Source organism: Kitasatospora phosalacinea, from assembly GCF_030268885.1.
GTDB classification, from domain to species: Bacteria; Actinomycetota; Actinomycetes; order Streptomycetales; family Streptomycetaceae; genus Kitasatospora; species Kitasatospora phosalacinea_C.
In genome coordinates this window covers 26,374-49,269 of record NZ_BSSA01000043.1, presented here as the reverse complement: position 1 = coordinate 49,269, position 22,896 = coordinate 26,374, and the positions used below count along the sequence as shown (strand labels likewise).

Genomic DNA, 22,896 nt, shown 5'->3' with positions numbered 1-22,896 from the left:
CCCGCGCAGCGGGTCCCTACGGGCCTTCGGCCCTTCGGTTCGCCTCGCGCTCCGCGCGAGGGGGCCGCCCTTCGGGCGGCCTGGACCCGCTGCGCGTGTCCGGCACCGCGGCTTCGCCGCGGTGCGGCCCGTCGCTTCGCTCTGGGCCTGGGCGCGCCTCCGCTTCGCTCCGGCGGCCGGGTCGGCTGATGCCCGGTCAACTCGTTGGCCTGGGTTTTTGGCTGACGGAGGGGCGGCCTTCGGCCGGGCTGACTAGGGAGAGGGGTGCCCGCCGGCTGCATGTCGGACCGGCCGGGGCTCGACTGGCATCGGCGGGCACCCGCCGTTCGTCTGCCCCGCTTCCTGCGGGTCATGCCATTCCGCCAGACGGCCTGTCATCCTCGCAGGTGCTTCACTTTGCACCGTCAGACGATCTCGCCGTTAAGGGGCTCCCCTCTGGGAGGAGGCGCTATGGCATTCCTCCCAGATAATGTGAGGAAAACCGGCCTTCCCTGCATCAGAAATTCCCCGCTTGAAAATCCCGTCTCAGGGCCTGTGTGAATTCTCCGTCGAATTCTCGGAGTGCGTGGTTCCGCCCAGGAGGTGTTGCTCGATTGCGGCCGGGACGCTCGCGGTCACCGCGAGGATCTGGTTCACCCCGGTGAGGTCGAACAGTCCTTGGACCCGGGGTGTGGGTGCTGCCAGCACGATGGGGATGCCGTGCTGGTTGCGGCTGGCGGTGATCAGCTCGCTCAAGCCGCTGGAGTCGCACGAGTCCAGTTCGGCAAGGTCCAGGACCAGCAGAGGCGGGCGGTCCTGGAACGCGGCGGCCAAGGCTCCGCGCAGCTGGTGGAGGCTGTCGTAGTCCAGTTCGCCGGCCAGGTGCAGCACGCGTGCGGGGGTGGGGGCGGGCAAGGTGGTGATGCGCAGGGTCGAATCGAAGTCCTGTGTGGCCACGTGGTCAGCTTGCCATGGCGGTGGGGACGGGTTGCCCCGGTAGTGCTGTCGCGCCCGGCCAACAGGTGGGCGCTGGGGGGTGTTTGCGCTGCTCACCGGGCGTAGCAGTGCCCCTGTCGCGCCCTTCTCGGCGGGGGCGTGACAGGGGGTCGTGACAGCTCTGGAGGTCACCGGAAGAACCGGCGCTTCCTGGGCTCGGGCGCGGGCTCCGGGTCCGGCTTCGGCTCGCGGGCCCGGAGCCGGGCTTCCCGGGCTTCGTCGGCGGCCTTGAGGGCGAGGGCTGCTTCGGCTTCGCGGGCCCGGTCGGACTCGGCGCGGCAGGGCTGGCACTCCTCCTCGCCGTCCCAGCTCCCGTCCATCTCGTTGTGGTAGCTCGGGTCGTCCGGCCGTCGGTGGCAGGTGGGGCAGTGGCGGCGCTGCATGTCCTGCTCGTGCTCCTGGGCTTTCTTGGCCTCCCGGGCCTTCTTCGCGGCCTGCTGGCGGGCGTTCTGGCGCTTGCGGTAGGCATCCCAGCCGTCGGGGTCGGCGAGGGCGTCGGCGAGGGTCTCCAGGCGGCCGTGGTGGCCGTAGCGCTGCCAGGCCGGGCCGGTCAGCCCGAACTTGCGCAGGTGCGCGAGCGTGGTGGCGATGATGGGGATCGTGCCGCTGTAGTCCCAGTAGTAGGGCTCGTCGGGGTCGCTGCCCCGGGTCCAGCGGGGCTGCCAGAAGGGCTGGGAGGCGTCTTGGACGGCCTCCAGGCGGTTCTGCAGGGCGATGGGGCCCAGGCGCCCGCCGAAGACGATGGCGACCGGTGGGAAGACCTCGTTCGGGTCCTGCCCCCGCACGGCCCGGGGCCGGTGGTTGTACATCAGGTGCCAGTAGGGCCGGGTCTCCTCGCCGCGCTTGACGGTGCGCTCGAAGAACCGGCGGTAGCGCTCGAACTTCGCGGCCACCGTCTCCGGCGTCATGGTGCCCCGGTCGACCTCCACCAGGAGCACCGGCAGGCCGAGCTGCGGGGCGCGCAGCACGGCGTCGGTGATGGCGCGCATCTTGGGGCCGACTTCGTGGACGGTCTCCGTCGACCAGTCCGCGATCTCCCCGACGCCGGGGCCGCCGAGCGGGCTGGTGCCCCCGCGCAGTACGGCGATGATCGTCTCGTTGACCATCATGCTGTGGGGTGCGCCGGATCGGCCGGCGCCGCGGGCGATGCCACCGAGGTCGCGTCCGGTGGGCAGCACCTCCTCCGCCGCCTCCAGGCCGTGGCCGGTCAGCCGCCACAGCTTCTCGCGCTCCGCGGTGTGCCCGTCGGAGGCCGTCAGCCCGTGCAGGTGGAGGTCGAGCAGCGCCGCCCGCACCGCCTTGTTCGACTTGAGGGCGGGGCGGACGATCCGTTGGAGCTGATCGGCGGTGGCGACCTTCAGCACGCCGAGCGCGGCGAGGACGTCGCCGCGCAGCTTGCTGGTCGACTTGTTCGGGTAGTCCGCCGACCCGGCCCACGCCTTCCCGCCCGCCACCGCCTGGTCCTCGCTCACGCTCTGCCCCTCTCGCTCGCCCGCCGCCCGCCCGGTCCCCTCGGCCGCGCGCAGCGCCCCGGCTCCGCCGGGAGGCCGCCCGGCCGGTGGAGGGAGAGCCCCAGCGGCTCGGGAGCGGCCGTCGAACCCTTCCGCCCAACCCCAACCCCACCCACCAGCCCACACACTCAACAGCACAGGAAGGACAGGGGGAGGACAAGAAGGGTTGTCGGGATTTCCGGTGAGCCCTTTTCAGGCGGTCTGACCTGCGCTTTTGACCGCCTAGGGCCGGAACCTTGCGGCAGGGGGTTCGGCAGGGGGAGCGGTAGGTGCTGCGGAAGCATGCACCGGGGCTGTCCACCAACCTTGACGGCCGGTGAGTTCGGCTGGCCGCCCGGGGCAAGCAGTCGCGGAGGAAGAAGCCGGCACCGCAGCAGCGCCCCGGTACCTGGAGCTACAGGGGTAAGGCCGTGCTCAGAGGTACTTCCTCAGCCAGTCGGGCATGCCCGGATCGTCAAGTCCCCAGGACTCCTGGAGCGATTCACCCTCGTCCCAGGCGTTCTCGTCGCCGTCGAAGAACTTCCGCCGGTAGCACCTGTACTTGGCGACGGTGTCGCCTTCGAGCCTGTACTCGTTCCAGTAGTAGTTCTGCTTCCCGTGACCCTTTTGCTCCTGGGTCTCGTAGATCAGTGTCATGGAGCCGGAGTGTAGCCAGGGCGGCGCTGAGCCTCGGTCGCGGTGCTGGCTGCCGGACGCGAGTGGGCGTGACCCGGACGGGGCCGGGCGGGTTGTCCAGGCATGACGCACCCCTCCCCTCATCCCGCTTCCCGGCGGCCCGGCCTGGGCGCCGGGCTGACCGCGCTGCTGCCCACCGGCGAGTCCTCCGGGTCGGCCGGCCATCGCGCCGCCGAACAGCTGCTGCTGTTGCGTGAGGCGGCGGTGCCGGTGCCGGTGCTCACCGCGGCGGTGGAGCTGCTGGGCCTGCTGGCCGACAGCAAGGACACGGTGACCCGCGAAGCGGCGGCCGCGACGGTGGTTCGGCTGCGCGCGGCCGCCGAGGCCGCCTCGGACCGGTGAGGTCCAAGGCGGCGGGGTTCACCGGCCCGTGTCAGGTCCGGGCCGGATCCTGGCGCAGGGCCAGGGAGAGGGCGCAGGCGGCGAGGCGGGCGTTGGCGAGCAGGACCGGGCGGTCCTGGCCGTCGACGAGGTAGGTGTGTGAGGATTCGAGGCCGACGAAGGCGAGCCAGCCGCTGCCGGGCTCTTCCTCCACCCAGCCGACGAGCTCGTCGCCGCGGGCGATCAGGCACAGGTGGTCCTGGTCGTACCAGCCGCGGATCGCCCAGTGGGGGCCGATCTCGGTCAGGACGCTGGCGTACTCGGTGGGGCCGAGGCCGCGACGGCTGATCGGCACCCGGTCGAGCGGGTCGGAGGCGTACCGGGTGCCTGCATGCGGAGGGGTGGTGTCGGCCGCTTTTTCCGCGCGCTGCGAAATTGGAGGCTCGCTGACGGGCGGCCGGTTTTCGTCGCGCGCAGATATTGGCGCCCCGTCAAAGCCGGGCACCGCAGGCGCCGGGGCGGCCCCCTGCCTTGATGCCCCGCCAGGCCCACCCGGACGGGCCGCCACCAACCTTGGCGCCGACTCATTTTCCGCGCGCTGCAAAATTGGCGACTCGTTGGCGGGCGCCCGGTTTTCGTTGCGCGCGGATATTGGCGCCCCGTCAAGGCCGGACCCCCACCTTGATGCCCCGCCGGGCCCGCCCGGACGGGCCGCCACCAACCTTGGTGCTGACCCGTTTTCCGCGCGCAACGGAATTGGTGGGTTGGCCAGGGCGTCCCGATGGGCTTGCTCGGCGGCCTCCAGGAGCTGGCCGGAGAACAGGGCCACGACCTGGCGCAGCCGCTCCAGCGCCTGGGCGCTGGCGCCGTCGGCCTGCACGGTGGCGGCGTAGTGGTAGGCGGCGCCGCCGAGGGCTTCGCCGAGCGCGGCCACGCGCTGGAGCGGGCCGGGGGGCATCGCGTCGGCCGCACCGGGGCGCATCGGGGCCACGGCCTTGAGCGCGTCGAGCAGTTGCCCGTCGGTCAGGCGGGCGGTGCGCTGGCGCGCCCGGGATGCCTTGGAGCGGCAGGAGGCGCTGTCGGTGCAGTAGCGGGCGGGTCGGCCCCGGCCCTGCCTGCGCGGCAGGGGCGTGCCGCAGACCTCGCACAGCTTCTGGTCGGCCTGCCCGCCGCCCTGGTCGTCTTTTTCGTGCGCGTCGGAATTCACGACCGGATCGTAGCCCGGTGAATCTTGACGGCGGCCGATTTTCTCGGCGCGCGGAAAATGGGGAGGCGGCGCTCCGTCCCCATCCTGCGGCGCGGGGCGGCTTCGGCGGGCGGCGGGCACCGCCTGCTGCACCGCTTCCGGCTGCGCAACGCGTTGCGCAGCCCGCTGCGCCAGGGCGGCCAAGGCGTCGTCGTCCACCAGGCCGCCGCCGTTGTCGGCGGCGAGCAGCTCCTCCACCAGCACCCGCTCCTGGGCACTGGCGCCGTTCCAGGGGTCGGCGACGTCGGCGAGGGCGGCCTGCGCCTGCTCGATGAGCCCGGCAGGCCGGCGCCGCGGCGTCGGCCGGCCGGTCCGCCGCCGCGCCTGCTGTCGCTCACGCCGCGTCGATGCGGAAGGCGGCGGGGAAGTGCGCGGCCGGTCAGAACTTGAGGTCGTCCGGTCCGCGGGTCCGCGGGGCCTTGAACCATGCGCTCGGGCGGCCCGGCTCGCGGGCGGGGTCGAGCGTCACGTCCTCCAGCCGCATCGGCCTGCCCGGAAGCCTCACCGGCACGGCCACCCAGGACTCCTGCTCCGGTGCGGGGTCGCTCCCGTCCAGCGCGGCCAGCACGTCCCCGGCATCCAGCCCCAGTTCCATGGCCTGGGCCAGGCACCAGGCGAGGGCGTCCTGAGCGGCCCGCTCGGCGGCGCGGTACCCGTCGAGAACGTCCTCGACGGCGGCCACCGCCGCCCGGCACCCGGCGCGCTCGCGCGCCGCGGCGGCCGTCTCCCGCAGCACCCGCCGCTCCGGCCCATCCTCGCGCCCCGCTTCCCCGGCGTCCCGCGGAAGCGGCTCCCCGCCGGGCTGCTCCTGCTCGGGCACGGCACCGAGGAGGGCATCGGCGCCCGCAGCGCGGTGGGCGGCGTCGACGGCCTCGGCAACAGCCGCCTCCTGGCGCTCCTTCACCCGTCCCCGGTACGCCTTCGAGGAACAGGACCGGCTGCAGTACTCCGGCCGCTGCCCCGCACCACCCGCGCGGATCGCCTCCCCGCACACCCGGCAGCGGCGTGCGCCGTCCGCCGCCCCCGGCTCCCCTGCCGCCGCTTCGTCCCTCTCCACGCCCGCGCCTCGGTCCCTGGTCGAGAAATACGCCCGAACAAATGCACGGGCAGCCCCCCGGGGAAAACTCCTCCGGTGGCCCGTACCGTAGCACCGGATAAATCCGGTCCACCGAATTCCGGCGCGGATTATTCAAATAAAAATGCGAGGAAACCCGCGAAGAATGCACTTCACCTCCGCGCGGAGTTTTTGCGGACCCTCGGGCGCGGCCGCATCCCGGTATCGGCCACGGCCGCACGAAGATGACGCGGCCGCGGTGCGCTCCGGCGCAGCGATTGACGGCCCGTCGGTGCGGAAGCACGGAAGGGCCCGCCGGAGGCTCCGGCGGGCCCTTCGCGCTGGTCGGGTGACCGGGCGGTCCGTCAGCTCTGGACGACCGGCAGGCCGGTGAGGTCGGCGACCTGGTCGCCGGTCAGGTAGCGGCGCTCGACGAGGTGCTCGGCGAGGGCGGTGACTGCGGGCCAGTGCTGGTCGAGGAGCGCGTCGGCCAGGTCGTGGACGACGAAGTAGTCGGTGGCTTTGTCCTCCTCGCCGAAGCCGACGGTGCCACGGTTGCCCGCGTCGAGCAGGAGCTCGCGGTCGCCCCAGGCACCGATCTCCACCGCCACGGCCCGCTCGGGGCTCCACAGGCCCTGCTCGCGCAGCCACCGGTCCGCGGCCCGCTCGCCCGCCCCGAGCACCGCCGCGAACCCTTCGACGGTGGGCATCGGGGAGCGCCAGTCGGTCACGCCGCCGGGGCTGTCGGCGCCGGTGCCGGCGGCGGGCGCGGGGAGCTGGACGTGGTTCAGGCGGCCGCGGCCGGCCAGCACGGCGACGGCGTGCGCGGCCTCGTGCACGGCGGAGAGCAGGTCGACCTGCTCCAGCGGCAGGCCGTAGTGCTCGGGCGCGGAGCCGTGAACGGTGGGCGCGTAGGAGCGGGTGGGGTAGGACTTGCCGCGGATGACGACGGTGCGGTGCCAGCGACGCTCCTGCGCCGGGACGGTGTGCGGGATCATGGTGGTACCTCCGGTTCGGGTCGGTGGTCGGCGGGGCGGCCGCGAGTTTGGCGACGAGACGGCCGCCCCGCGTTGTACGTGCTGGGGCGCGGTCAGCGCACCTTCGCCAGCGCCCGGCGGGTGAGCTGGAGGGCCAGGTCGATGGTCTCCTCGTCCCGCAGGGGGCAGTTGACGGCGTACTTGTGGCCGTCCTTGACGTCGCGCAGCTCGATGCGGGGGTCGTCGTTGTCGGCGACGTCGTGCGGGGTGAGCCGGAGGGTGAGTCCGGCGTTGATGGCGTTGACGTACGCGACGGCGCCGTAGCGGCGCTTGCCGGCGTCGCGGACCATCACGTAGTTGGACAGGCCGTCGCGGGTCCGCTCCGAGGTGCCCGCCTCAATCTCGACGCCGCCGATCTCGAGCACGCCCTTCAGGTAGGCCAGCACCCGCTCGGCGATCTCCTCGGTGCGCGCCCGGCCGCGGACCAGCGCCTCGATCCCGGCCCAGGTGGCGGGCTCCGCGGCCGCGTCGGCGGCCGCCCCGGCGACCGCCTCGTCGAAGGCTTCCGTCTCCTCCCCCATCAGCTTCAGGAACGCGGCGATCTCTTCCGGGGTGCCCTGCAGCAGCCTCACTGCCGTCTCCTCTTCTTCGGTCGTGCGCCGTACGCACGGCACACTCGCTTACACACGCCGATGCGGTGCATGCATGGAGCATCTCACGCACGCACACGCATGCACATGGTTTTGTAGAGATTGCTGAAGCAGGTGCCTGCTTTCGCGTTGGTGTGCTGCCGCACCGCAGATCAGCGCAGGAAGTGCCCGACGACAGGCAGGAGCACGCCCGCCACGGCGGCCAGCGCGCTGACGGCGGAGGCGTTGCGGCGCAGCCACCCCCAGACACGGGCGGGGCGGGAGGGTCGGCAGTCAGGGCGAGCGGTCGTCAGCACAAAGGGCTCCTTCACCGAACAGGCCTGCTCCCGGACGGGAGCTTTTGATGGCAGGGGAGTAGCTAGGCTGCCGAGGCGTTCTGTCCGGGCTCGGAGTGCACGGGTCTGGGACCTCAGGCGCCGGACGCGGGCGGCTGCCCGGCCCGGGGCCGCGGGGTGAGGGCCGGTCAGCCGTCAGTACAGACGGCAGGAGCGGCGGTAAGGATCACGGGCAGCACGGTGCGCAGGGCGCGGTCGGCGCGCTGCAGCAGGGGCGAGCGCGGTCCGCCAGTGCGAGAACATGCGAGGGCCCCCGGAAGCTCCGGGGGCCCTCGCTGGCGGCCAGCAAATCAGCGCAGGAGATGCCCGGTCACAGGCAAGAGCACGCCTGCCACGGCAGCCAGCGCGCTCACAGCGGAGGCGTTGCAGCGCAGCCACCTCCAAGCGCGGACGGGGCGACGACGGACAGGGCGGACGGTCCTCGACACGGGGGTCTCCTTCACCGGACAGGGCCTGCTTCCGGGCGGAAGCAGCTGCCTGCGGCAAAGTTGTTAGGCCCCTGCGGGGTTCTGCCCGGGCTCGGAGCGCGGGTCCCGTAGGGGTCAGGCGCTGGGTGCTCGGAGCAGCGCAGCCGCAGGACATCCGCATCAGGCCGGGCGGCGTGCAGGCGACGGCTTCCTCCCCCAGGGCGGCGGTGTCGAAGCCGGAGACGGACTCCTCGATCGCGGTGACGGCGGCCGGCAGGCTCGGGGCGGGCGGGGTGAGGTTGCGGGGCGTTGTTACTTCCCCGACTGGAGCGTCCTGACGATCGAGGCGGGTTCGTCGAGGCGTTCAAGGTTGAGGTCGTGGACGTTGCGCATGCGCAGGATGTCGAAGTCGGTGGGGTTCACCGGGCGGCGTCTGGTGGTGACGATCCCGGCTTCGGCGAGTTCGCGCAGGCCCTTACCGCGGGTGTCCTCGCTGAGCCCGAAGCGGCGCTCGGCGTCGCCGGGGCTGAACCAGAGCCCGGTTCCCTCGCCACCGCCCTTCTCGCACAGCAGGGCTAGCAGCATCGCGACGGCGGCGCCGGACAGGATCGCGATGTGGCCCTCGGTCCAGAAAGTGGCAGGGAGCTGGATGTAACGGTGGGCGAGGGATTTGCCCTGCTCCTGTCGCTCGCGGTTGGCGGCGCTGCCCGGCACCACGTAGGGCTGGCCCGTGCCGCCGTCGTCGAGGAGCGTGATGAGGTTGCCAAGCCCGGGACGGCTGGCGACCGCGATGAAGCCGTTCTCCTCGAGCCAGGCCTGGGCATCGGTGATCCTGCGGGCGCCGGCCGATCCGGGGTCGCGGAGGCCGAGCATGGCCGCCCAGGCCCGGGCGGGGTAGCCGAGCGAGACGCCGAAGTCGTCGGTCTGCATCCACAGATACGACAGGTAGAGCTTGAGCCGAACCTGGCCGCCGCGTCCTCCGCGGAGCATCCTTGCCAGGGGCGGGTCCTGGTCGCCGAGGTACTCCCGCTCCACGAACCGGTACCGGACCTGGGCGCGCCTGCGCGCACGGATGGCGGCGGACTTGGCGGCGCTGAGCGCCGTGTTGGTCGGCACGATCCGCTGGGGCGAGGACTGCTTGGACGCCGTCTTTTTCGCTTGCACCCGGGCACCCTCCGTTCGCAGAAGTATGTCTCAAGTAGCATTGAGTATTAGCAAGTATTGTACTGCCGGTCTATGGGGTGGGGTTACCCCCGCCGCAAAGGCGGGGGTAACCCCACCCCATAGGGTACTTTGCCAGACAGGAAGGCGGGGGTGGCCCGGCAGGAAGCGCTCTTTAGTCCGTTTGACTTTGCTCCGGAGATCTGCGCATCCTGATGGCGTGACCTTCGGCACCCAGCCGGACCACTCGGGGTTGTGCGTTCCCGAGCCGGGGTTGGCGAAGGCCTAGTTCCAGAAGGGCCTTAGCGAGTCGGTACAAGCAGGCGTCGTCCCCCAGCATTGGGCTTCGCATCGCACGTACCGGTAGGGCGGGGGATCCGAGCGGTTAGGGAGTGTCCACGCTCTCCCCGCCCCCCTAACGGAACCGGCGAGGGGCACACCCGACGGGTGTGCCCCTCGCTGTATGCCGGGCACCCGACGGCAGGCGCGTGCCCCACGGCCGGTCAGACACCGACATCGAGGTCCATCCAGCCGATATCCTCCAGCACCACGTCCAGGCCGTCGGCGCGGCGGCCGCGGTCCTGGAAGTACTGTTCGCGCAGGCCGTCAGCGAGGATGCGCTGCTGGGTGGACTCGCTCGCCCCGGCGTCCCGGGCTGCGTACAGGCGCCGGGCCACCTCGCCGGGCATGTGCTGAGTGATCAGCCGCTCGCGCGGGTCGTCCGTCGACCCGCCCGCCGCGGTGTACCCGAAGCGGGCCTGGATGTGCAGCATGAAGCCCGCCGTCTCGGCCTCGCGGCGCACCCGGGCCCGCACCCGCGGCTGCCAGCTCGCCCGCACCCGCGCCTCGATGTCCGCGGCCGCGGCCGGCCTCGGGGACGAGCCGCCCTTCAGCCAGCGCTGCACCGTGCGTTGCGAAACGCCCAGCTCGGCGGCGAGCTGCTTGGTGCTGCCCTTCGCGCCGCGCAGCAGGTGGCGCAGCCGGGCCGGAACGGACTGCGGGATCGGCCGGGTGCGCTCCGCCCGCTCCAGGCCTTCGTCGATCTCCCCCATGGTGATCTCCATTCGATGTGACTGGTGGTCAAAACAGCACGTCAGAGCCCCTGTGGCGGGGCGATGGCGGCGGCGGGCGCAACACGACGGGCACGCCGGGGGACGAAGGGCTGTGATCGCTTCTACGGCGCGATCTCGACCCCGCCCGCCCCCAAGGGCACCCGGCGAATTCCAGGCGCCCTGAGGGCCCACCAGGGCCCTTCTCGGGGCAGTGGGCGGTCAGGTGACGTCGCGGGTCATGTCGACGAAGCGGGAGTAGTGGCCCTGGAAGGCCACGGTGATGGTGCAGGTGGGGCCGCCCCGGTGCTTGGCGACGATCAGGTCGGCCTCGCCGGAACGGGGGGAGGTCTTCTCGTAGGCGTCCTCGCGGTGCAGCAGGATGACGATGTCGGCGTCCTGCTCCAGGGAGCCGGACTCGCGCAGGTCGGAGACCAGCGGCTTCTTGTCGGTGCGCTGCTCGGGTCCGCGGTTGAGCTGGGAGAGGCCGACGACGGGGACCTTGAGCTGCTTGGCGAGAAGCTTGAGGCTGCGGGAGATGTCGGAGACCTCCTGCTGGCGGCTCTCGGGGTTGCGGGTGCCGGACTTCATCAGCTGGATGTAGTCGATGACGATCAAGCCGATGTCGTGCTGCTGCTTGAGGCGGCGGGCCTTGGCCGCCACGTCCATGACGGTCAGGTGCTCGCTGTCGTCGATGAACAGAGGGGCGGCGGCGTAGTCGTCGTAGTAGCGGGCGAAGCGGGCCCAGTCGTCGTCGCTCATGTCGCCGGTCTTGATGTGCTGGTGGGAGATGCGGGCGTGGGCGGACATGATCCGCTCCTCGATCTCCTCGCGGCTCATCTCCAGCGAGAACAGGACCGAGGGGATCTTGTTGTCGATCGAGCAGGTGCGGGCGAAGTCCACGGCGAGCGTGGATTTCCCAAGGGCGGGCCTGGCGGCGATGATCACGAACTGCCCGGGGCGCAGGCCGCCGGTGACGGCGTCGAGGTCCCTGAAGCCGGTGGAGATGCCTTGCAGGCCGCCCTTGGCGTGCTTGCGGGCCTCGATGCGGTCGGCGAGGGACTCGGCGGTGGCGCCCAGCGGGCGAACCTCGGTGGAGGAGTCGCGGCCCAGGACGCCGAAGAGTTCGGACTGGGCGGCGTCGACGACCTCGTGCACGTCGCCCTTGCCCGCGAAGCCGAGGCCGGCAATGCGGGTGCCGGACTCGGCCAGGCGGCGGAAGACGGCCCGCTCGTGGACGATCTCGGCGTAGTACTCGGCGCTGGCGCCCACCGCGGCGCCCGCGCAGGTGTGCAGGTAGTCGGCGCCTCCGGCCCGCTGGAGGTGGCCGCGGCGGGTGAGCTCGCCCGCGACGGTGATGGCGTCGGCCGGCTCGCCCTTGGCGAACAGGGTCAGGATCGCGTCGTGGATGAGCTGGTGGGCGGGCCGGTAGTAGTCACCGGGCTGCAGGACGCCGATGACGTCGCCGATGGCGTCCTTGGACAGGAGCATCCCGCCAAGGGTGGCCTTCTCGGCGGCCAGGTCGTGCGGCGGCACCATCTCGATGCCGGCCACCGCCGCATCGCGCCCGCGGCCGGGGCGGTCGGCACGGGAGCGCCTGCCCGCACCGGGCTCCTGGTCCTCGTACGGGTCCTCGGGCACGTCCAGGTCGTCGGGGGCGGGAGGCTGGTTGAGATCGGTCTGCTGCTGGGGGATAGTCATGATCAGGCTCCTAGCGGGGTCTGCGGCGGCCGGGCCTTTCCAGGGGCTCCCGGCCGCCGCGCTGCGTTTCGGTGGGACTTCAGCGTCCGGAGCGCACCCGCGAGGGGTGGCACTTCGGGCAGGGCAGGATCTGGTCGCTCTCGATGTCCGGGTCGGCGATGGTGCGCATCATCAGGCTCATCGGCTCCCGGCCGTCGTTGCACTCGCCGCACCACTCCGGCACACGGGGCCGCTCCGGCGTACGGGGCCGGGCGGGAAGGGCCGCCTCGCGCTCACCCTCGGCGCTCTCCTCGCTCGCGAACACCGCCTCGCGCAGCTCCAGGTTCTTGACCCGGAACTCCAGCACCGTGCCGTGCACCCGCGGGGCGGCCTTGCCCTCCTCCGCGCGGGTCAGCCACGCCCGCAGCGACACGTCCAGCTCCCAACCGGTGTCGTCGCACGCCCGCACCAGCTCCGGCGCCAGGCCCCGCGCCTTCAACCGGCCCACCGCCCACTTGCCCGGCAGCCGCATCAGGAACTGCACCGCCTCCTGGAACCGCTCCGGGTCCACCGCGGGCAGCTCGACGACGGCCTCGGCGGGCACCGCGGCACCGGCCTCCCCCGGCGCAGCCGCCGCGTCACGCGAGTGACGCCTGAGGGGGTAGGGGGAGGAGGTAGTTCCTACCTCCCCCGGGGGGTGTGGGGGGTTGGACGCGGACTCGGGGAAAACCCGATTTCGGCTCTGACCTGCGGAAACGTCCTCGTTCCGGACTCGGGTTTTCCCCGAACTCGGGTTTTCCCCGATTTCGCTCTGACCAGGCGAAATCGGGTTTTCCCCGAGTCCGTCGGACGCCCCGGGCTCCGGACTCGGGTTTTCCCCGATTTCGCCCCTGACCTGCGACGATGTCTCGATGCCCTCGGCGACGTAGGGACGGTTGTTGGCCGGGTTGCGGTAGACGTAGATGACCCACTTCGGGCGCTTCGTCTTCGGGTCGTAGAGGGACTCCCGACTCAAGTGGCCGGCCTTCGTGAGCCGCTTGGCGATCACCTCGAACCGGTCCAGGCTCATCTTCCAGCCCATCGCCCGCAGCTGCGCCGCCAGCGTCTTCGCATCAGCTGGCTGGCCCGGGTTCATCAGCAGAAGCGCGGCCAGTACACCCAGATCCTCCGGCTGGAGTCCGGCCGTCTCGATGACCGCTCGCTGGAGCAGCACCTCCTCGGGCGGCTCCCACCCTCGGAGAAACGCGGTATCGCCGAACGACGTGGCGGACTTGCTCACGCTGCCACCGCCGATCCGGCGCAGCTCGACGCGAGCAGCCCGGCCTGGACGGCGGAGATGGGGCAGAGGTCCGCGACGGCGCCGAACCTGCCGGACCCGGCCTGGGGACAGAGCTTGCTGACCGCCCGCGCGGCCACCAGCTCCCGCACCGCGGGAACTTTGATCGCCAGTTCCCGCGCCGCCGGATTCACCCGGACGTGCATTCGGGGCGTGGTGTTGGGCACACGCTCTCGCGTGTACGGGGTCTTCTCTCGTACGCTCAAGATGAGCGCACCTCCGATCTCGCAGTCGGTCAGCTCGTTCGCCGAGTTAGCGCTCGGCAGCTTCCGGAAGCCCGCCCCCGGCCAGGGGCGGGCTTCCACCGTTCTGGGGACACTACTGCCGGGGCGCGGAGGCCCAGGCCAAGTCGGTCGGCTCAGGCAGCTTCTGCGCCTCGGTCTCCACGTCGGTGATGGCCCGGATTGCGCTCTGCACGCTGCAGTCGAGAGCGAACAGATGCTCCTGCGTCTGGTCGTAGGTCCATCGCGCAGTTCCCGTTTCCGGAGTCGACGTAGCGTCAAGCGCAGTCCGGAGCTGTGCCACCCTCGATGCCAGCGCCGTAGTTTCGGCCCGGATCGCGGCAAGTTCCGTGCCGAGGTTGCTCGGCAGCGGGACGTGGATGGTCGGGAGCAGCAGGTCGGGGTGCAGTACGGTCCCAGCCGGACGCTGGCCCAGCCATCCGCTGAGACGGTGGGAGGGAGCCTCGGTGCGGACGTGGCTGAAGCCCTGTTTCTCGTAGTACTTTTGCAGGCCCTTGTTGTTGCGCCACACGTCCAGTCGCACCCAGCTCTTGCCCTCTGCGGCCGCGATCACCGAGGCCCAGTCGAGGAGCCGCGCGCCGAGGTGCGTACCCGCTTCGGAGCGAGCCACGATCAACTTGTAGACGTAGAAGGCGTCGTGCAGGACGTCCTCCTCCCGCCAGAAATCGGTGTCGGCCCGATCGCGGCTGATCGTCGCGGCGATGCGGCCGGAGCGGGTGACCACCCAGGTTCGCCCCCGATTGATCTTCTCCAGCCACCCCTGTACAGCCCGTTCACCGAGGTCCGGGTCGGACCACTGGTCCACTCCCATCTCGGCGAGCCACTGTTCCGCCTCCGCCCGCATCTCCATCAGAGTCGGTACGTCATCGGGCGTAGCCCGGCGGACCTGGTATTGGTCGGTGTTCATCAGACCTCCATCTCGTAGACGAGCACGTTCAGATCACCGGGTGCGATGGTCACCATCACGCGGACCGGGGTGTTGTCGGGGCCGAACCCGATTCGCACGTGCTGTGCGACGGGCGTGCCGACTGGCAGTTCCAGCCGATCGATTTCAGCGAGCGTCGGCATCCGGAATGTGATCTCGTCCCGGATGCGGGTTTGAGGCCTGCCGATAGCTGCGAGGATGCCGCCGTTCATCGTGACGTCCCGCGGCTCTGTCAGTGGTGTGCCGATGGCGATCGAGGCGGGGAACCAGCTGTCGGCGATCTGCATGGGCTCGCCGTCGACCAGGCGGAGCCTGCGTCGCGCCACGGCCAGCTCGCCGCTTCCCAGTCCCAGCCACTGGGCCACGGAAGGCGGCGGCACTTCCCCGGGCGCTTCCGTGACGCTGATCAGCCGTTGCTCCGGCTCCCGCCCTTGTTGGACTACGCTCGCCTGCCAGTCGTCCAGGCCGGTGAGGACATCGTCTCGTCGAGTGCCGCGCTCGAAGGCCGACAGCTCCCAGGTCAGCGGGCTGACTCGGCGGACGAAGACGCCCGCTCCCTGGCGAGCCGTCACGACACCGTCGCTCTTCAGCAGTCCAACCACCCGGGCGATGGCTTGTGCGCTGAGGCCGTAGTGCTCGACGAGGTTTCGGGTCGACGGAAGCCGGCCTCCGGTCTCATCGAACTCGCCGTCTTCGATGCGGCGACGCAGGTCGGCGGCCACATCGGTCACGCGCGCTGCGGTTGTGGGGCTCTTCGTCATGGCAGCACAGTACCGCAACTTCTCATGAGAAGTCAGCTTCGGCGTGCCTGCGTGACGGTTCATCAACTGCCTTTCCTGGCCAACGACATCTCATGAGAAGTGGTTGACGATGGGTCAGTTCTCATGAGAGGTTTCTCCCCGTCGAAACTTCTCATGAGAAGTCCGATAGGTGGCCTCAGGGAGCCTTCCTGGACACCTCTGTGCCTGCTACCTGGGCTTATGCCTCATGCCCGGATGCAGAGAGGCCCCGGCGCGTCACCGCCGGGGCCCGGTCGGGAGCCGTACTGACGAGGAGACAGCACCCATGGACATCATGCCCGTCCCCACCGAATCCACCGTCGTCGAGCAGTTCAGCGCCACCCCCGCCGAGCGGTTCAGCGCCATGTACGCCGAGCACCGCTGGCTGGTCGAGGGGATCGTCCGCGAGCGGCTGCGCCGCAGCGATCGGCAGCTGGCGGAGGACTTGGTGCAGGAGACCTACCTCCGCCTGTGGACCCACCTCTCCGCCGGTCTCGCGGTCGAGTCGGAGACGGACCTGCTGATCCTGACGGCCCGCCAGGCAGTCGCCGCGCACTACCGCGGGGGCACCTCCGCCGAGGTCAGCGTCAACTACACGGTCTCGACCGGGATCGCCCGGCGGCTGCCGTCCGCCGACCCGGCCGAGGAGATCGCGGTGGTGCGCCTAGTGGCGGCGGAGCTGCTGGCCGACGTCGCGTCCGGCCCGACGCCGCTGGTGCTGGGCGCGCAGGTCGACGGCTTGATGGCGCTGGCGGTGGCCGCGTGAACGCCTACGCCGCCGCTGCGCTGGAGAACGCCAAGGCCCGGCTGGTGATCGGCTGGCCGCTGCTGCTCCTGGCCCTCGCGCTCTACTCCCCGGTGGACGGCCTGTCGCGGCTGCTGCTGGTGGTCGTAGGCGCGGTGCTGGTGGTGCGGGCGGTGCCAGGTCACCCGCCGGTGCACGGCAAGACGGCTCCGCCGTCGGCGCCGAAGTCCGGCTCGCCGACCGAGAAGAAGCCCGCGCCCGGGGCGGGCCCGCGCACTGCCGCGGGGCGCCGGGGCGGGATCCCGATGCAGAAGACGGCCCGGAGGGGGGGTGAGCAGCGGTGAGCGACGTCAGCGAGTACCGGGCCGCGCGCCGCGAGGACAAGCTGGCGGAGCGTCAGGCGGACCGGGAGGACCGCCGGGCGGCGGCCGAGGAGGCCCGCAAGGACGCGGACGCGGCCCGCCGCCGGGCTGCCGCGGAGCGGCGGGAGGCGGAGGACCGCAAGGCCAAGCGCCGTGCCGCCCGTGCGGCGAAGGTCGGCAAGGTCACCGGCTGGGTGACCGAGAACCCCGCCCGCGCCTTCGTCCGCCTGGTGCAGGCGTGCTCGATCATCCCGGCGGTGATCTCCCAGGTCGGCGCCCTGTCGGACGCGTCGGTCGAGGTCCTGCTGGCGGCGCTGCTGGCCACGATGCTGGAGGGCGCGGCCTGGGCGCTGGTGGCGATGGGCTCGGCGGCCGAGAAGGCCGGCAAGCCGTCGACGACCTACCGGGTGGGTGCGTGGGTGGCCGGTGCGGTCGCCGCCGCGATCAACCTGGCGCACGGCCTGCAGACCTACCCCGCCCACGCGTGGGTGGCGGTGGTGCTGGCCCTCTCCTCGCTGGTGGCGGTGTGGCTGACGGACTTGCAGACCCACGCCAGCCACCGCCCCTCCCGGGCCGAGCGCCGCCGCCTGGCGGAGGAGCAGGCCGCGGCGAAGGCGGCCGAGGTGGCGCGGGAGGCCGCGATTGCCGCGCACCGCGCGGCCCGCAAGCAGCACCAGCCGCAGGTGTACGAGGTGATGGAGCGTCTGATCTCCTCGGCCCCGTACGGCAGGCTCTCGGAGGACGACGCCTGGCGCACCGCGTGGGAGTACGTCCACGGGATCGCGGTGCCGGGCCTGACCGCGGACCTGCTGGCCGAGCGCAACGCGGCCCGGGTCCGGGTCGGGGAGCACGCGGCGCGTCCGGTGCTGAGCCCGATCGACCGCGGCCTGGCGGAGCTGCTCGGCCCGGCCGGGGCGGACGGGGACGGGGACGGCTCGACGCTGACCCTTCCCCCGGTCCTCCCGTACGACCTCTCCGAGGTCTCCGACAGCGTCTACCTGGACACCGTTCCGAGCGCCCTGGACGCCGCCTGGCGGGCGATCTCCGAAGAGCCCGAAACCCTTGGGGGAATTGAGGAGTACGCCCCTCAGAGCCCCTCTGGGAAGGCTCCTGGGGCCCCCTCCGGGAAGGCCCCGCGGAAGGCTGCGGGAACGTCCGCCGGGAACAGCGACGCCGAGAGGCCGCTCGACCCGGAAGACCTCGCGAAGGTCCGCGATCTCGCGGAGCTGATGGAGAGCGCCGGGCGCCGGATGTCCACCAGCGACGTCAAGGCGATCCTCGGCGGCGGCCGCAACTCCTACCTCGTGCGGGTGCGCCGGGCCATCGAGGCCGAGCGCACCGCGGCCCGCAAGCAGACCGAGGGGGAGCAGCGATGAGCCCCGCGACCCGCCTGGTCCCGCTCGCCGTCGAGCCGAAGTCGCGGCCCTGCGTCATCTGCCAGGACTGGGGCACCGTTCCGGACCCGGAGCGGCGCGGCCAGTACAAGACCTGCCCCGAGCAGTGCGCGGCCGCCCGCCGCGCGCAGGCTGGGAGCGGGCGGTGAGCACCGCGGCCCAGACCCAGGCGCTGCTGCCGGTCTACCGGTGGCGCCAGGCCCCGGCGGGCCTGGCCACCCGGACCCAGCTGCGCAAGCAGGGCCTGCGGCCCGGCGGCCAGGACGTCGTCGGTGAGATCCGCTGGCGCTCCAAGCTCACCCGCGGTGAGTGGCGCTCGGCCTGGCTCTACCTGGTCGACCAGGCCCTGCCGGTCCGCCCGATGACCGAAGGCCGGCGCCGGGCCCTGGAAGCCGCGATGCGGGCCCGCCGCACCTGCCCCACCTGCAAGACGGACGTCGGCTACGTCATCCCGACCTCGCTCGGGTGCTGCGTCCTCTGCGCCGACCAGCACTGATCCACCCGCACCACCGCACCACCCCTGCACTGACCCCCTTTCACCTCGCCTAGGAGCGAACGCCATGTCCGAGATCCTCGCCATCACCGCCGCCGCCCAGCCGACCGTCCCGGTCACCTGGACCACCGCCTCCGGCACCACCGCCACCGCGCAGATGCCCACCCACCTGCACGCCGCCTACGCCTCCGACGCCCACACCGCCGCCGTCGTCCAGCTCGCCGAGGCCCCGCAGACCGCCCCCGCGGTCTCCCCCGGCGGCGTGGTCGGCCTGTCCGGCGCGACCCTGGTCGGCCTCGGCATCGTCGTCTGGTTCGCCGCCCGCTGGAAGCAGACCCCCAAGGAGGTCAAGCGCAGCTTCTTCCTCGGGATCGTCGCGACCGTCCTGGTCGGCAGCTGGGGCCTGTTCGGCACGCTGACCGGCACCGTCCGCACGACCGGCGACTCGGTGGGCACCTCGCTGAGCAACACCGTCGGTCAGGGCCAGGGCCACTGACCCGCAGCCAGCAGCGCGACCGCTTCTGACGGTTGACCGCGCCGCCCCGGCCGGGCAGCACCCGCCCGGCCGGGACGGACGGTGAGACGTCAGCCCGGCGCCTCTTCCCCACCGACCCGTAGGAGGGCCCGATGGCCACCCTGCACAGCAGCCGACTCAACCGGTCCGGCCACGTGGTGGACGTCGTCAGCCACACCGGCCGCCCCCCGGAGCAGTCCTACTCCTGGCACTGCTCGGGCTGCGGGACCGAGCACCGCTACGGCCCCCAGGCCGCCGCCGAGAACGCCGCCGCCCAGCACGCCGCCACCTGCACCTCCGGCCGCTGACCCCCGTACCGCCCGCCGCACCCGCGCACCGACCCTCCAGGAGGAACACCGTGAGCAGCACGATCGAGTCGCCCGCCGTCGGCGGCCCGGCGCCGGAGGAGGTGCCGGTGCCGGAGGAGGTGCCGGTGCCGGAGGAGGTGCCGGTGCCGGTCGACCTCACCAAGCACGACGACGGCCAGGCCGCGGCCGCTGACGGGGCCGCCGTCGAGGGCGGCGAGGAGACGGCGCCGTCCGGCACCACCACCGCGGCCGCCGCCGTGGAGAAGGCGAAGGCGAAGACGAAGGAGGTGTTCGGCGAGGACGGGCCGGTGCGCGCCCACCTGGCCCGGGCCGGGCAGAACACGAAGTCCTGGCTGGGCGCGGCCGACGTCACCGACGAGGACCTGGTCCTCGAGCTGCTGCGGCAGAAGGAGATGACGCGCCGCCAGCAGGAGGCCGAGCTGCGCCGCCAGATCGCCCGCGTCTCCTCCGAGATCATCACGGCCAAGCGGACCGAGACCGCGGACGTGCGCACCAACGACGTCCACCGCGACGGCGACCAGGTGGTGCTGCTCAAGGGCAAGCGCGAGCTGCTGCAGGCGCAGCTGGCCGAGCACCAGGCGCAGGCCGCCGAGGTGCTGGCGCCGACGGAGGGTGAGGTCGGCCGGGCCCGCTGGGGCCGCAAGGCGTCCCGGGCCGCGGTGCTGGTCGGGTCCGTGGTCGGCGGCGGGATCTACCTGCCGATGCAGGACGTGCGCTGGCTGCTGGCCTCGCTCCCGGCCGCCGCGGTGGCGCTGTGGCGGGCCGGTGCCCTCCCGGAGGAGACCACCGCTGCGGCGCCGGGTACGGCGTCGGGCGCGGTGGCGGGGCCGACGGCGGGTCAGGTTCCCCCGGCTGCCCCGGCGGCGGACGCGGCCTGGCCCGCGCCGCACCAGGCCGAAGCGGTGCTCGCGGCCCTGGCCGCCGACCAGCGCGCCCCGCTGGTGCCGGGCACGCTGCCCGCCAACCCGGCGGTCCCGCCGACCGGCACGTTCCCCATCGGGCAGGTCAGCAGCCCGCAGTGGGCGGGAGAGTGCATCCGCCGCGCCCTGGCCAAGGAGAACATCCCGGTCGCGGAGATCACCGACGTCGCCCAGCAGCCGTGGGGGTGGACCTGCAAGGTCCGCATCTCCGAGGGCACCCCGGCCGCGATCATCAAGGCCGCGGCGAACCTGGAGACGCTGATGGACCTGGAGGCCGGGCGCCTGATCCCCACCCCGACCCGGCGCCGGGCGGTGGTCGACCTCAAGGTCGCCCACACCGACCCGTTCAACTTCGTGCCCGGCCCCGTCCGGCGCGCCCCGCGCTCGCTGTCCATCAAGGACCGCCCGACCCTGGGCTACTCGATGGACGGGCGGCCGCTGGAGATGAGCCTGTACGGGGTGCAGGGCGCGGTGGTCGCCGGGTCCGGCGGCGGCAAGAGCGCCACCATCCGCACGCTGGCCGAGTACCTGACGGCCTGCCGGGACACCGTCGTCGTCGCCCTGGACCCCTCCGGGGTGGGCCTGGGCCCGCTGGGCGGGGCGGCCGCGCTGACCTTGACCGACAAGGAGGAGATCGAGATCTTCCTGCGCGGCATGCACAAGGTGTCCCTCCAGCGCCCGAAGCTGCTGGGCAAGCTGGGCATGGGCACCGAGTGGCAGCCCTCCGAGCGGTGGCCGGCGCTGGTGGCCATCGGCGACGAGTGGCCGCAGACCACCGAGGCCAGCAAGGAGCGCGGCGAGGGCGTCATGCTCACCGGCCGCAAGGTCTGCACCCAGCTCCTGCTCGCCTCGCAGTTCGCCACCTCCGACTACATCGGCTCCGCGATCATCCCCAACCTGTCCCTGCAGATCCTCGGCCCCTGCCGCCAGGCCGACGTCACCGCCACCTTCGGCGGCGGCGCGATCGACGAGGGCTGGCTGGCCCACCGCCTGACGCCCAAGCAGGCCGAGGAACTCAACGACTGCGGCCGCTTCTACCTGCGCGGCGGCGGCTACAACGAGCCGGTGATCTGGCGCGGCAACTACTACGACGACGCCACCTGCCTGGAGCTGGCCGCCGAGCGCGCCGCCGCCGGCATCCCGCAGCTGGACGAGGAGTCGCTGAGCATGGGCGGCACCGACTTCGCCGAGCTGTTCGCGCTGCGCGGCACCGCCGCCAAGGCGGCCCGGGCCGAGGCCGACCGGATCGTCGCCGACGTCGTCCAGGCGCTGCGCGCCCGGGGCCTGGACCGGGCCCGCACCGAGACCCTCGCGCAGCTGCTCGCGGAGGACCGGCCGGGCGCCTACGAGGGGATCACCGCCGCCGAGACCGGTGAGCGCCTGCGGGCGGCGGGGGCGGGCACGGCCGTGAAGATCGGCGCGGTCGACGGCCGCGTCAACGCCAACGGCTACCGGCTCGGCGACCTCGAGGCCGCGCTCGACCCCACCGCCTGACGCCCGGTATGACCCGGTTCGTCACCCGGACGGCCCGCAGTCCGCCGCCCATTCGTCCCGGTTTGTCCAGCAGTCCCCGCCCGGTCGACCCGGTCGGACCGACCGGGTCCGGCCGGTCCCGACCGGAGGGCAAAACAGGTCAAACCACCTCGCGACCGCCCTCCGACCACCCGACAAACCGTCATAAAGCAGACAGGAGGCCTCGGTTGAGCGCCCACCGATTCCAGACCGGCGACCGGGCGATCGTGGCCCGCCCGGAGCAGCCGAGCGGCCACCGCGGCGGCGAGCAGGTCACCGTCCTGGCCGTCGACACCTCCCACACCATCGGCCGCAGCGACCAGCTCCTGAAGGTCGTCGAGGACGCCACCGGCCTGACCGTCGGCGTCTGGTCGAGCGAACTCGACCCGGTACAGCCCTGAGCATCCGCCACACAGCAGACAGGAGAGAAGAGATGAGCACCCACCGCTACCGGGCCGGGGAGCGGGCGGTCATCGCCCGCCCCGAGCCCTCCACCCCCCACCGGCCCGGCACGCCGGTCGAGGTCCTCCACGTCCCCGCGGCCGCGCCCGTCGCCGAGTACGTGCTCCAGGTGATCACCGACGGCGGCGACGTCGCCTCCGTGTGGTCGGGCGAGCTGGACCCGGTGGTGGCCCGGTGAGCCTGCGCACCTGGATCGAGCGCCGCCGCGCCGAGGAGGAGCTGGAGGCCGCCGACGCGGCCCGCGCCGACGGCAACCTGGCCTGCCTCAAGCGCGAGGACCCGGACGCGGCCCGGATCTTCACCGCCACCTTCACCGCCGCCCGTCGCGACCGCCGCACCCAGGACCAGCTGGTTGCCCAGCTCCAGGAGTACGCCGTCCTCAAGCACCAGGCCGGCCGCATGGACCTCTACGGCCAGATCTTCGCCTGACCTGCCGCCCAACCACCGCCCACCAGACAGGAGAGACCCAGCAGATGACGACCCAGCAGTCCGCCAGCGCCCCGGCCCCCGCCCCCCAGCCGACCGGCGGGAGCGAGAGCACCGCCCAGCCCGCCCCGGCCCCGTACGTCGTCGAGCGCGGCTCCGGCGCCAGCGTCGTGTGGCCCACCGCCGACCCGAAGCAGGGCTGACCATGACCGCCGACACCCGCACCCGCCACAGCGCCATCACCACCCAGGCCGGCGCCGACGTCGAGCTGCGCGAGGCCCTCCCGGACCGCCCCGGCCTCTACACCTGGGCCTGCACCGGCTGCCGGAAGTCCGGCTACGACGCCTTCAGCCTCGACCTCGCCGAGCACTTCGCCACCCAGCACGCCGAGCTCTGCCGCTCGCGCCCCTGACTGC

Annotated in this window: 29 protein-coding genes; 14 read left to right on the top strand and 15 right to left on the bottom strand. The window is 72.4% G+C overall.

Translation table 11 applies throughout. The features are described from left to right. Positions 1-525: 525 nt before the first annotated feature. From QSK52_RS36475 to QSK52_RS36465, 3 genes are all read right to left on the bottom strand, one after another. Complete coding sequence (locus tag QSK52_RS36475; protein WP_285740574.1) at positions 526-936, bottom strand: STAS domain-containing protein; 411 nt, start codon at positions 934-936, stop codon at positions 526-528. A 167-nt stretch (positions 937-1,103) separates the two neighbouring features. Beyond that, complete coding sequence (locus QSK52_RS36470; RefSeq protein ID WP_285740573.1) at positions 1,104-2,447, bottom strand: replication-relaxation family protein; 1,344 nt, start codon at positions 2,445-2,447, stop codon at positions 1,104-1,106. 453 nt (positions 2,448-2,900) lie between these two features. After that, positions 2,901-3,122 (bottom strand): hypothetical protein, encoded by a 222-nt coding sequence (locus QSK52_RS36465; protein WP_285740572.1) that lies wholly within the window; start codon positions 3,120-3,122, stop codon positions 2,901-2,903. Between the two features lie 102 nt (positions 3,123-3,224). Here QSK52_RS36465 and QSK52_RS36460 point away from each other — a divergent pair, with 102 nt between their 5' ends. Next, complete coding sequence (locus tag QSK52_RS36460) at positions 3,225-3,503, top strand: hypothetical protein (protein ID WP_285740571.1); 279 nt, start codon at positions 3,225-3,227, stop codon at positions 3,501-3,503. A gap of 31 nt (positions 3,504-3,534) precedes the next feature. Here QSK52_RS36460 and QSK52_RS36455 read toward each other — a convergent pair whose 3' ends face one another. The 12 genes from QSK52_RS36455 to QSK52_RS36400 all read right to left on the bottom strand — a co-directional run bounded on the left by QSK52_RS36455 (position 3,535) and on the right by QSK52_RS36400 (position 15,305). Beyond that, complete coding sequence (locus QSK52_RS36455) at positions 3,535-4,926, bottom strand: hypothetical protein (protein ID WP_285740570.1); 1,392 nt, start codon at positions 4,924-4,926, stop codon at positions 3,535-3,537. Between the two features lie 181 nt (positions 4,927-5,107). Next, positions 5,108-5,632, bottom strand: coding sequence for a hypothetical protein (locus QSK52_RS36450; protein WP_285740569.1), 525 nt, complete (start codon positions 5,630-5,632; stop codon positions 5,108-5,110). A 515-nt stretch (positions 5,633-6,147) separates the two neighbouring features. Next, entirely contained in the window at positions 6,148-6,780 is a 633-nt protein-coding gene (locus QSK52_RS36445) for a hypothetical protein (RefSeq protein WP_285740568.1), read from the bottom strand. 92 nt (positions 6,781-6,872) lie between these two features. Beyond that, positions 6,873-7,391: a hypothetical protein gene (locus tag QSK52_RS36440; RefSeq protein WP_285740567.1), complete on the bottom strand. Its 519-nt coding sequence runs from the start codon at positions 7,389-7,391 to the stop codon at positions 6,873-6,875. A 170-nt stretch (positions 7,392-7,561) separates the two neighbouring features. Beyond that, positions 7,562-7,705 (bottom strand): hypothetical protein, encoded by a 144-nt coding sequence (locus QSK52_RS36435; RefSeq protein WP_285740566.1) that lies wholly within the window; start codon positions 7,703-7,705, stop codon positions 7,562-7,564. Positions 7,706-8,463: 758 nt separating this feature from the next. Beyond that, the gene (locus QSK52_RS36430) at positions 8,464-9,315 is read right to left on the bottom strand and encodes a hypothetical protein (protein ID WP_285740565.1); all 852 of its coding nucleotides are present in this window, start codon (positions 9,313-9,315) and stop codon (positions 8,464-8,466) included. 500 nt (positions 9,316-9,815) lie between these two features. Continuing rightward, positions 9,816-10,364 (bottom strand): telomere-protecting terminal protein Tpg, encoded by a 549-nt coding sequence (gene tpg, locus QSK52_RS36425; RefSeq protein ID WP_285740564.1) that lies wholly within the window; start codon positions 10,362-10,364, stop codon positions 9,816-9,818. A 219-nt stretch (positions 10,365-10,583) separates the two neighbouring features. Then, positions 10,584-12,062 (bottom strand): replicative DNA helicase, encoded by a 1,479-nt coding sequence (dnaB, locus tag QSK52_RS36420; RefSeq protein ID WP_285740563.1) that lies wholly within the window; start codon positions 12,060-12,062, stop codon positions 10,584-10,586. Between the two features lie 79 nt (positions 12,063-12,141). Continuing rightward, positions 12,142-13,320 (bottom strand): hypothetical protein, encoded by a 1,179-nt coding sequence (locus QSK52_RS36415; protein WP_285740562.1) that lies wholly within the window; start codon positions 13,318-13,320, stop codon positions 12,142-12,144. Beyond that, the gene (locus QSK52_RS36410; RefSeq protein ID WP_285740561.1) at positions 13,317-13,583 is read right to left on the bottom strand and encodes a hypothetical protein; all 267 of its coding nucleotides are present in this window, start codon (positions 13,581-13,583) and stop codon (positions 13,317-13,319) included. Before QSK52_RS36410 ends, QSK52_RS36415 begins: the two co-directional genes overlap by 4 nt. Before the next feature lie 112 nt (positions 13,584-13,695). Beyond that, positions 13,696-14,526 carry a GNAT family N-acetyltransferase gene (locus QSK52_RS36405; protein ID WP_285740560.1) on the bottom strand — a complete coding sequence of 277 codons (831 nt, stop codon included), beginning with the start codon at positions 14,524-14,526 and terminating at the stop codon, positions 13,696-13,698. Continuing rightward, positions 14,526-15,305, bottom strand: a complete 780-nt coding sequence (locus QSK52_RS36400; protein WP_285740559.1) for a GntR family transcriptional regulator — start codon at positions 15,303-15,305, stop codon at positions 14,526-14,528. The genes QSK52_RS36405 and QSK52_RS36400 overlap by 1 nt, the downstream gene beginning before the upstream one ends. A 304-nt stretch (positions 15,306-15,609) precedes the next feature. Here QSK52_RS36400 and QSK52_RS36395 point away from each other — a divergent pair, with 304 nt between their 5' ends. From QSK52_RS36395 to QSK52_RS36335, 13 genes are all read left to right on the top strand, one after another. Continuing rightward, a complete protein-coding gene (locus QSK52_RS36395; protein ID WP_285740558.1) occupies positions 15,610-16,089 on the top strand; it encodes an RNA polymerase sigma factor in 480 nt (159 codons plus the stop codon). Next, a complete protein-coding gene (locus QSK52_RS36390; protein ID WP_285740557.1) occupies positions 16,086-16,412 on the top strand; it encodes a hypothetical protein in 327 nt (108 codons plus the stop codon). Before QSK52_RS36395 ends, QSK52_RS36390 begins: the two co-directional genes overlap by 4 nt. Next, the gene (locus QSK52_RS36385) at positions 16,409-17,806 is read left to right on the top strand and encodes a hypothetical protein (RefSeq protein ID WP_285740556.1); all 1,398 of its coding nucleotides are present in this window, start codon (positions 16,409-16,411) and stop codon (positions 17,804-17,806) included. Before QSK52_RS36390 ends, QSK52_RS36385 begins: the two co-directional genes overlap by 4 nt. Further along, a complete protein-coding gene (locus tag QSK52_RS36380; RefSeq protein WP_285740555.1) occupies positions 17,803-17,973 on the top strand; it encodes a hypothetical protein in 171 nt (56 codons plus the stop codon). Before QSK52_RS36385 ends, QSK52_RS36380 begins: the two co-directional genes overlap by 4 nt. Next, the gene (locus tag QSK52_RS36375) at positions 17,970-18,320 is read left to right on the top strand and encodes an RRQRL motif-containing zinc-binding protein (protein WP_285740554.1); all 351 of its coding nucleotides are present in this window, start codon (positions 17,970-17,972) and stop codon (positions 18,318-18,320) included. The genes QSK52_RS36380 and QSK52_RS36375 overlap by 4 nt, the downstream gene beginning before the upstream one ends. 64 nt (positions 18,321-18,384) lie before the next feature. Beyond that, entirely contained in the window at positions 18,385-18,813 is a 429-nt protein-coding gene (locus QSK52_RS36370; RefSeq protein ID WP_285740553.1) for a hypothetical protein, read from the top strand. 131 nt (positions 18,814-18,944) lie between these two features. Beyond that, complete coding sequence (locus QSK52_RS36365; RefSeq protein ID WP_285740552.1) at positions 18,945-19,139, top strand: hypothetical protein; 195 nt, start codon at positions 18,945-18,947, stop codon at positions 19,137-19,139. 50 nt (positions 19,140-19,189) lie between these two features. Continuing rightward, entirely contained in the window at positions 19,190-21,574 is a 2,385-nt protein-coding gene (locus QSK52_RS36360) for a hypothetical protein (protein WP_285740551.1), read from the top strand. A gap of 206 nt (positions 21,575-21,780) precedes the next feature. Beyond that, positions 21,781-21,993, top strand: coding sequence for a hypothetical protein (locus QSK52_RS36355; protein ID WP_285740550.1), 213 nt, complete (start codon positions 21,781-21,783; stop codon positions 21,991-21,993). A gap of 32 nt (positions 21,994-22,025) precedes the next feature. Next, positions 22,026-22,232, top strand: a complete 207-nt coding sequence (locus tag QSK52_RS36350; RefSeq protein ID WP_285740549.1) for a hypothetical protein — start codon at positions 22,026-22,028, stop codon at positions 22,230-22,232. After that, positions 22,229-22,483, top strand: coding sequence for a hypothetical protein (locus QSK52_RS36345; protein WP_285740548.1), 255 nt, complete (start codon positions 22,229-22,231; stop codon positions 22,481-22,483). The genes QSK52_RS36350 and QSK52_RS36345 overlap by 4 nt, the downstream gene beginning before the upstream one ends. A gap of 44 nt (positions 22,484-22,527) precedes the next feature. Continuing rightward, the gene (locus QSK52_RS36340; protein WP_285740547.1) at positions 22,528-22,683 is read left to right on the top strand and encodes a hypothetical protein; all 156 of its coding nucleotides are present in this window, start codon (positions 22,528-22,530) and stop codon (positions 22,681-22,683) included. A 2-nt stretch (positions 22,684-22,685) separates the two neighbouring features. Next, a complete protein-coding gene (locus QSK52_RS36335; RefSeq protein ID WP_285740546.1) occupies positions 22,686-22,892 on the top strand; it encodes a hypothetical protein in 207 nt (68 codons plus the stop codon). Positions 22,893-22,896: the final 4 nt, after the last annotated feature.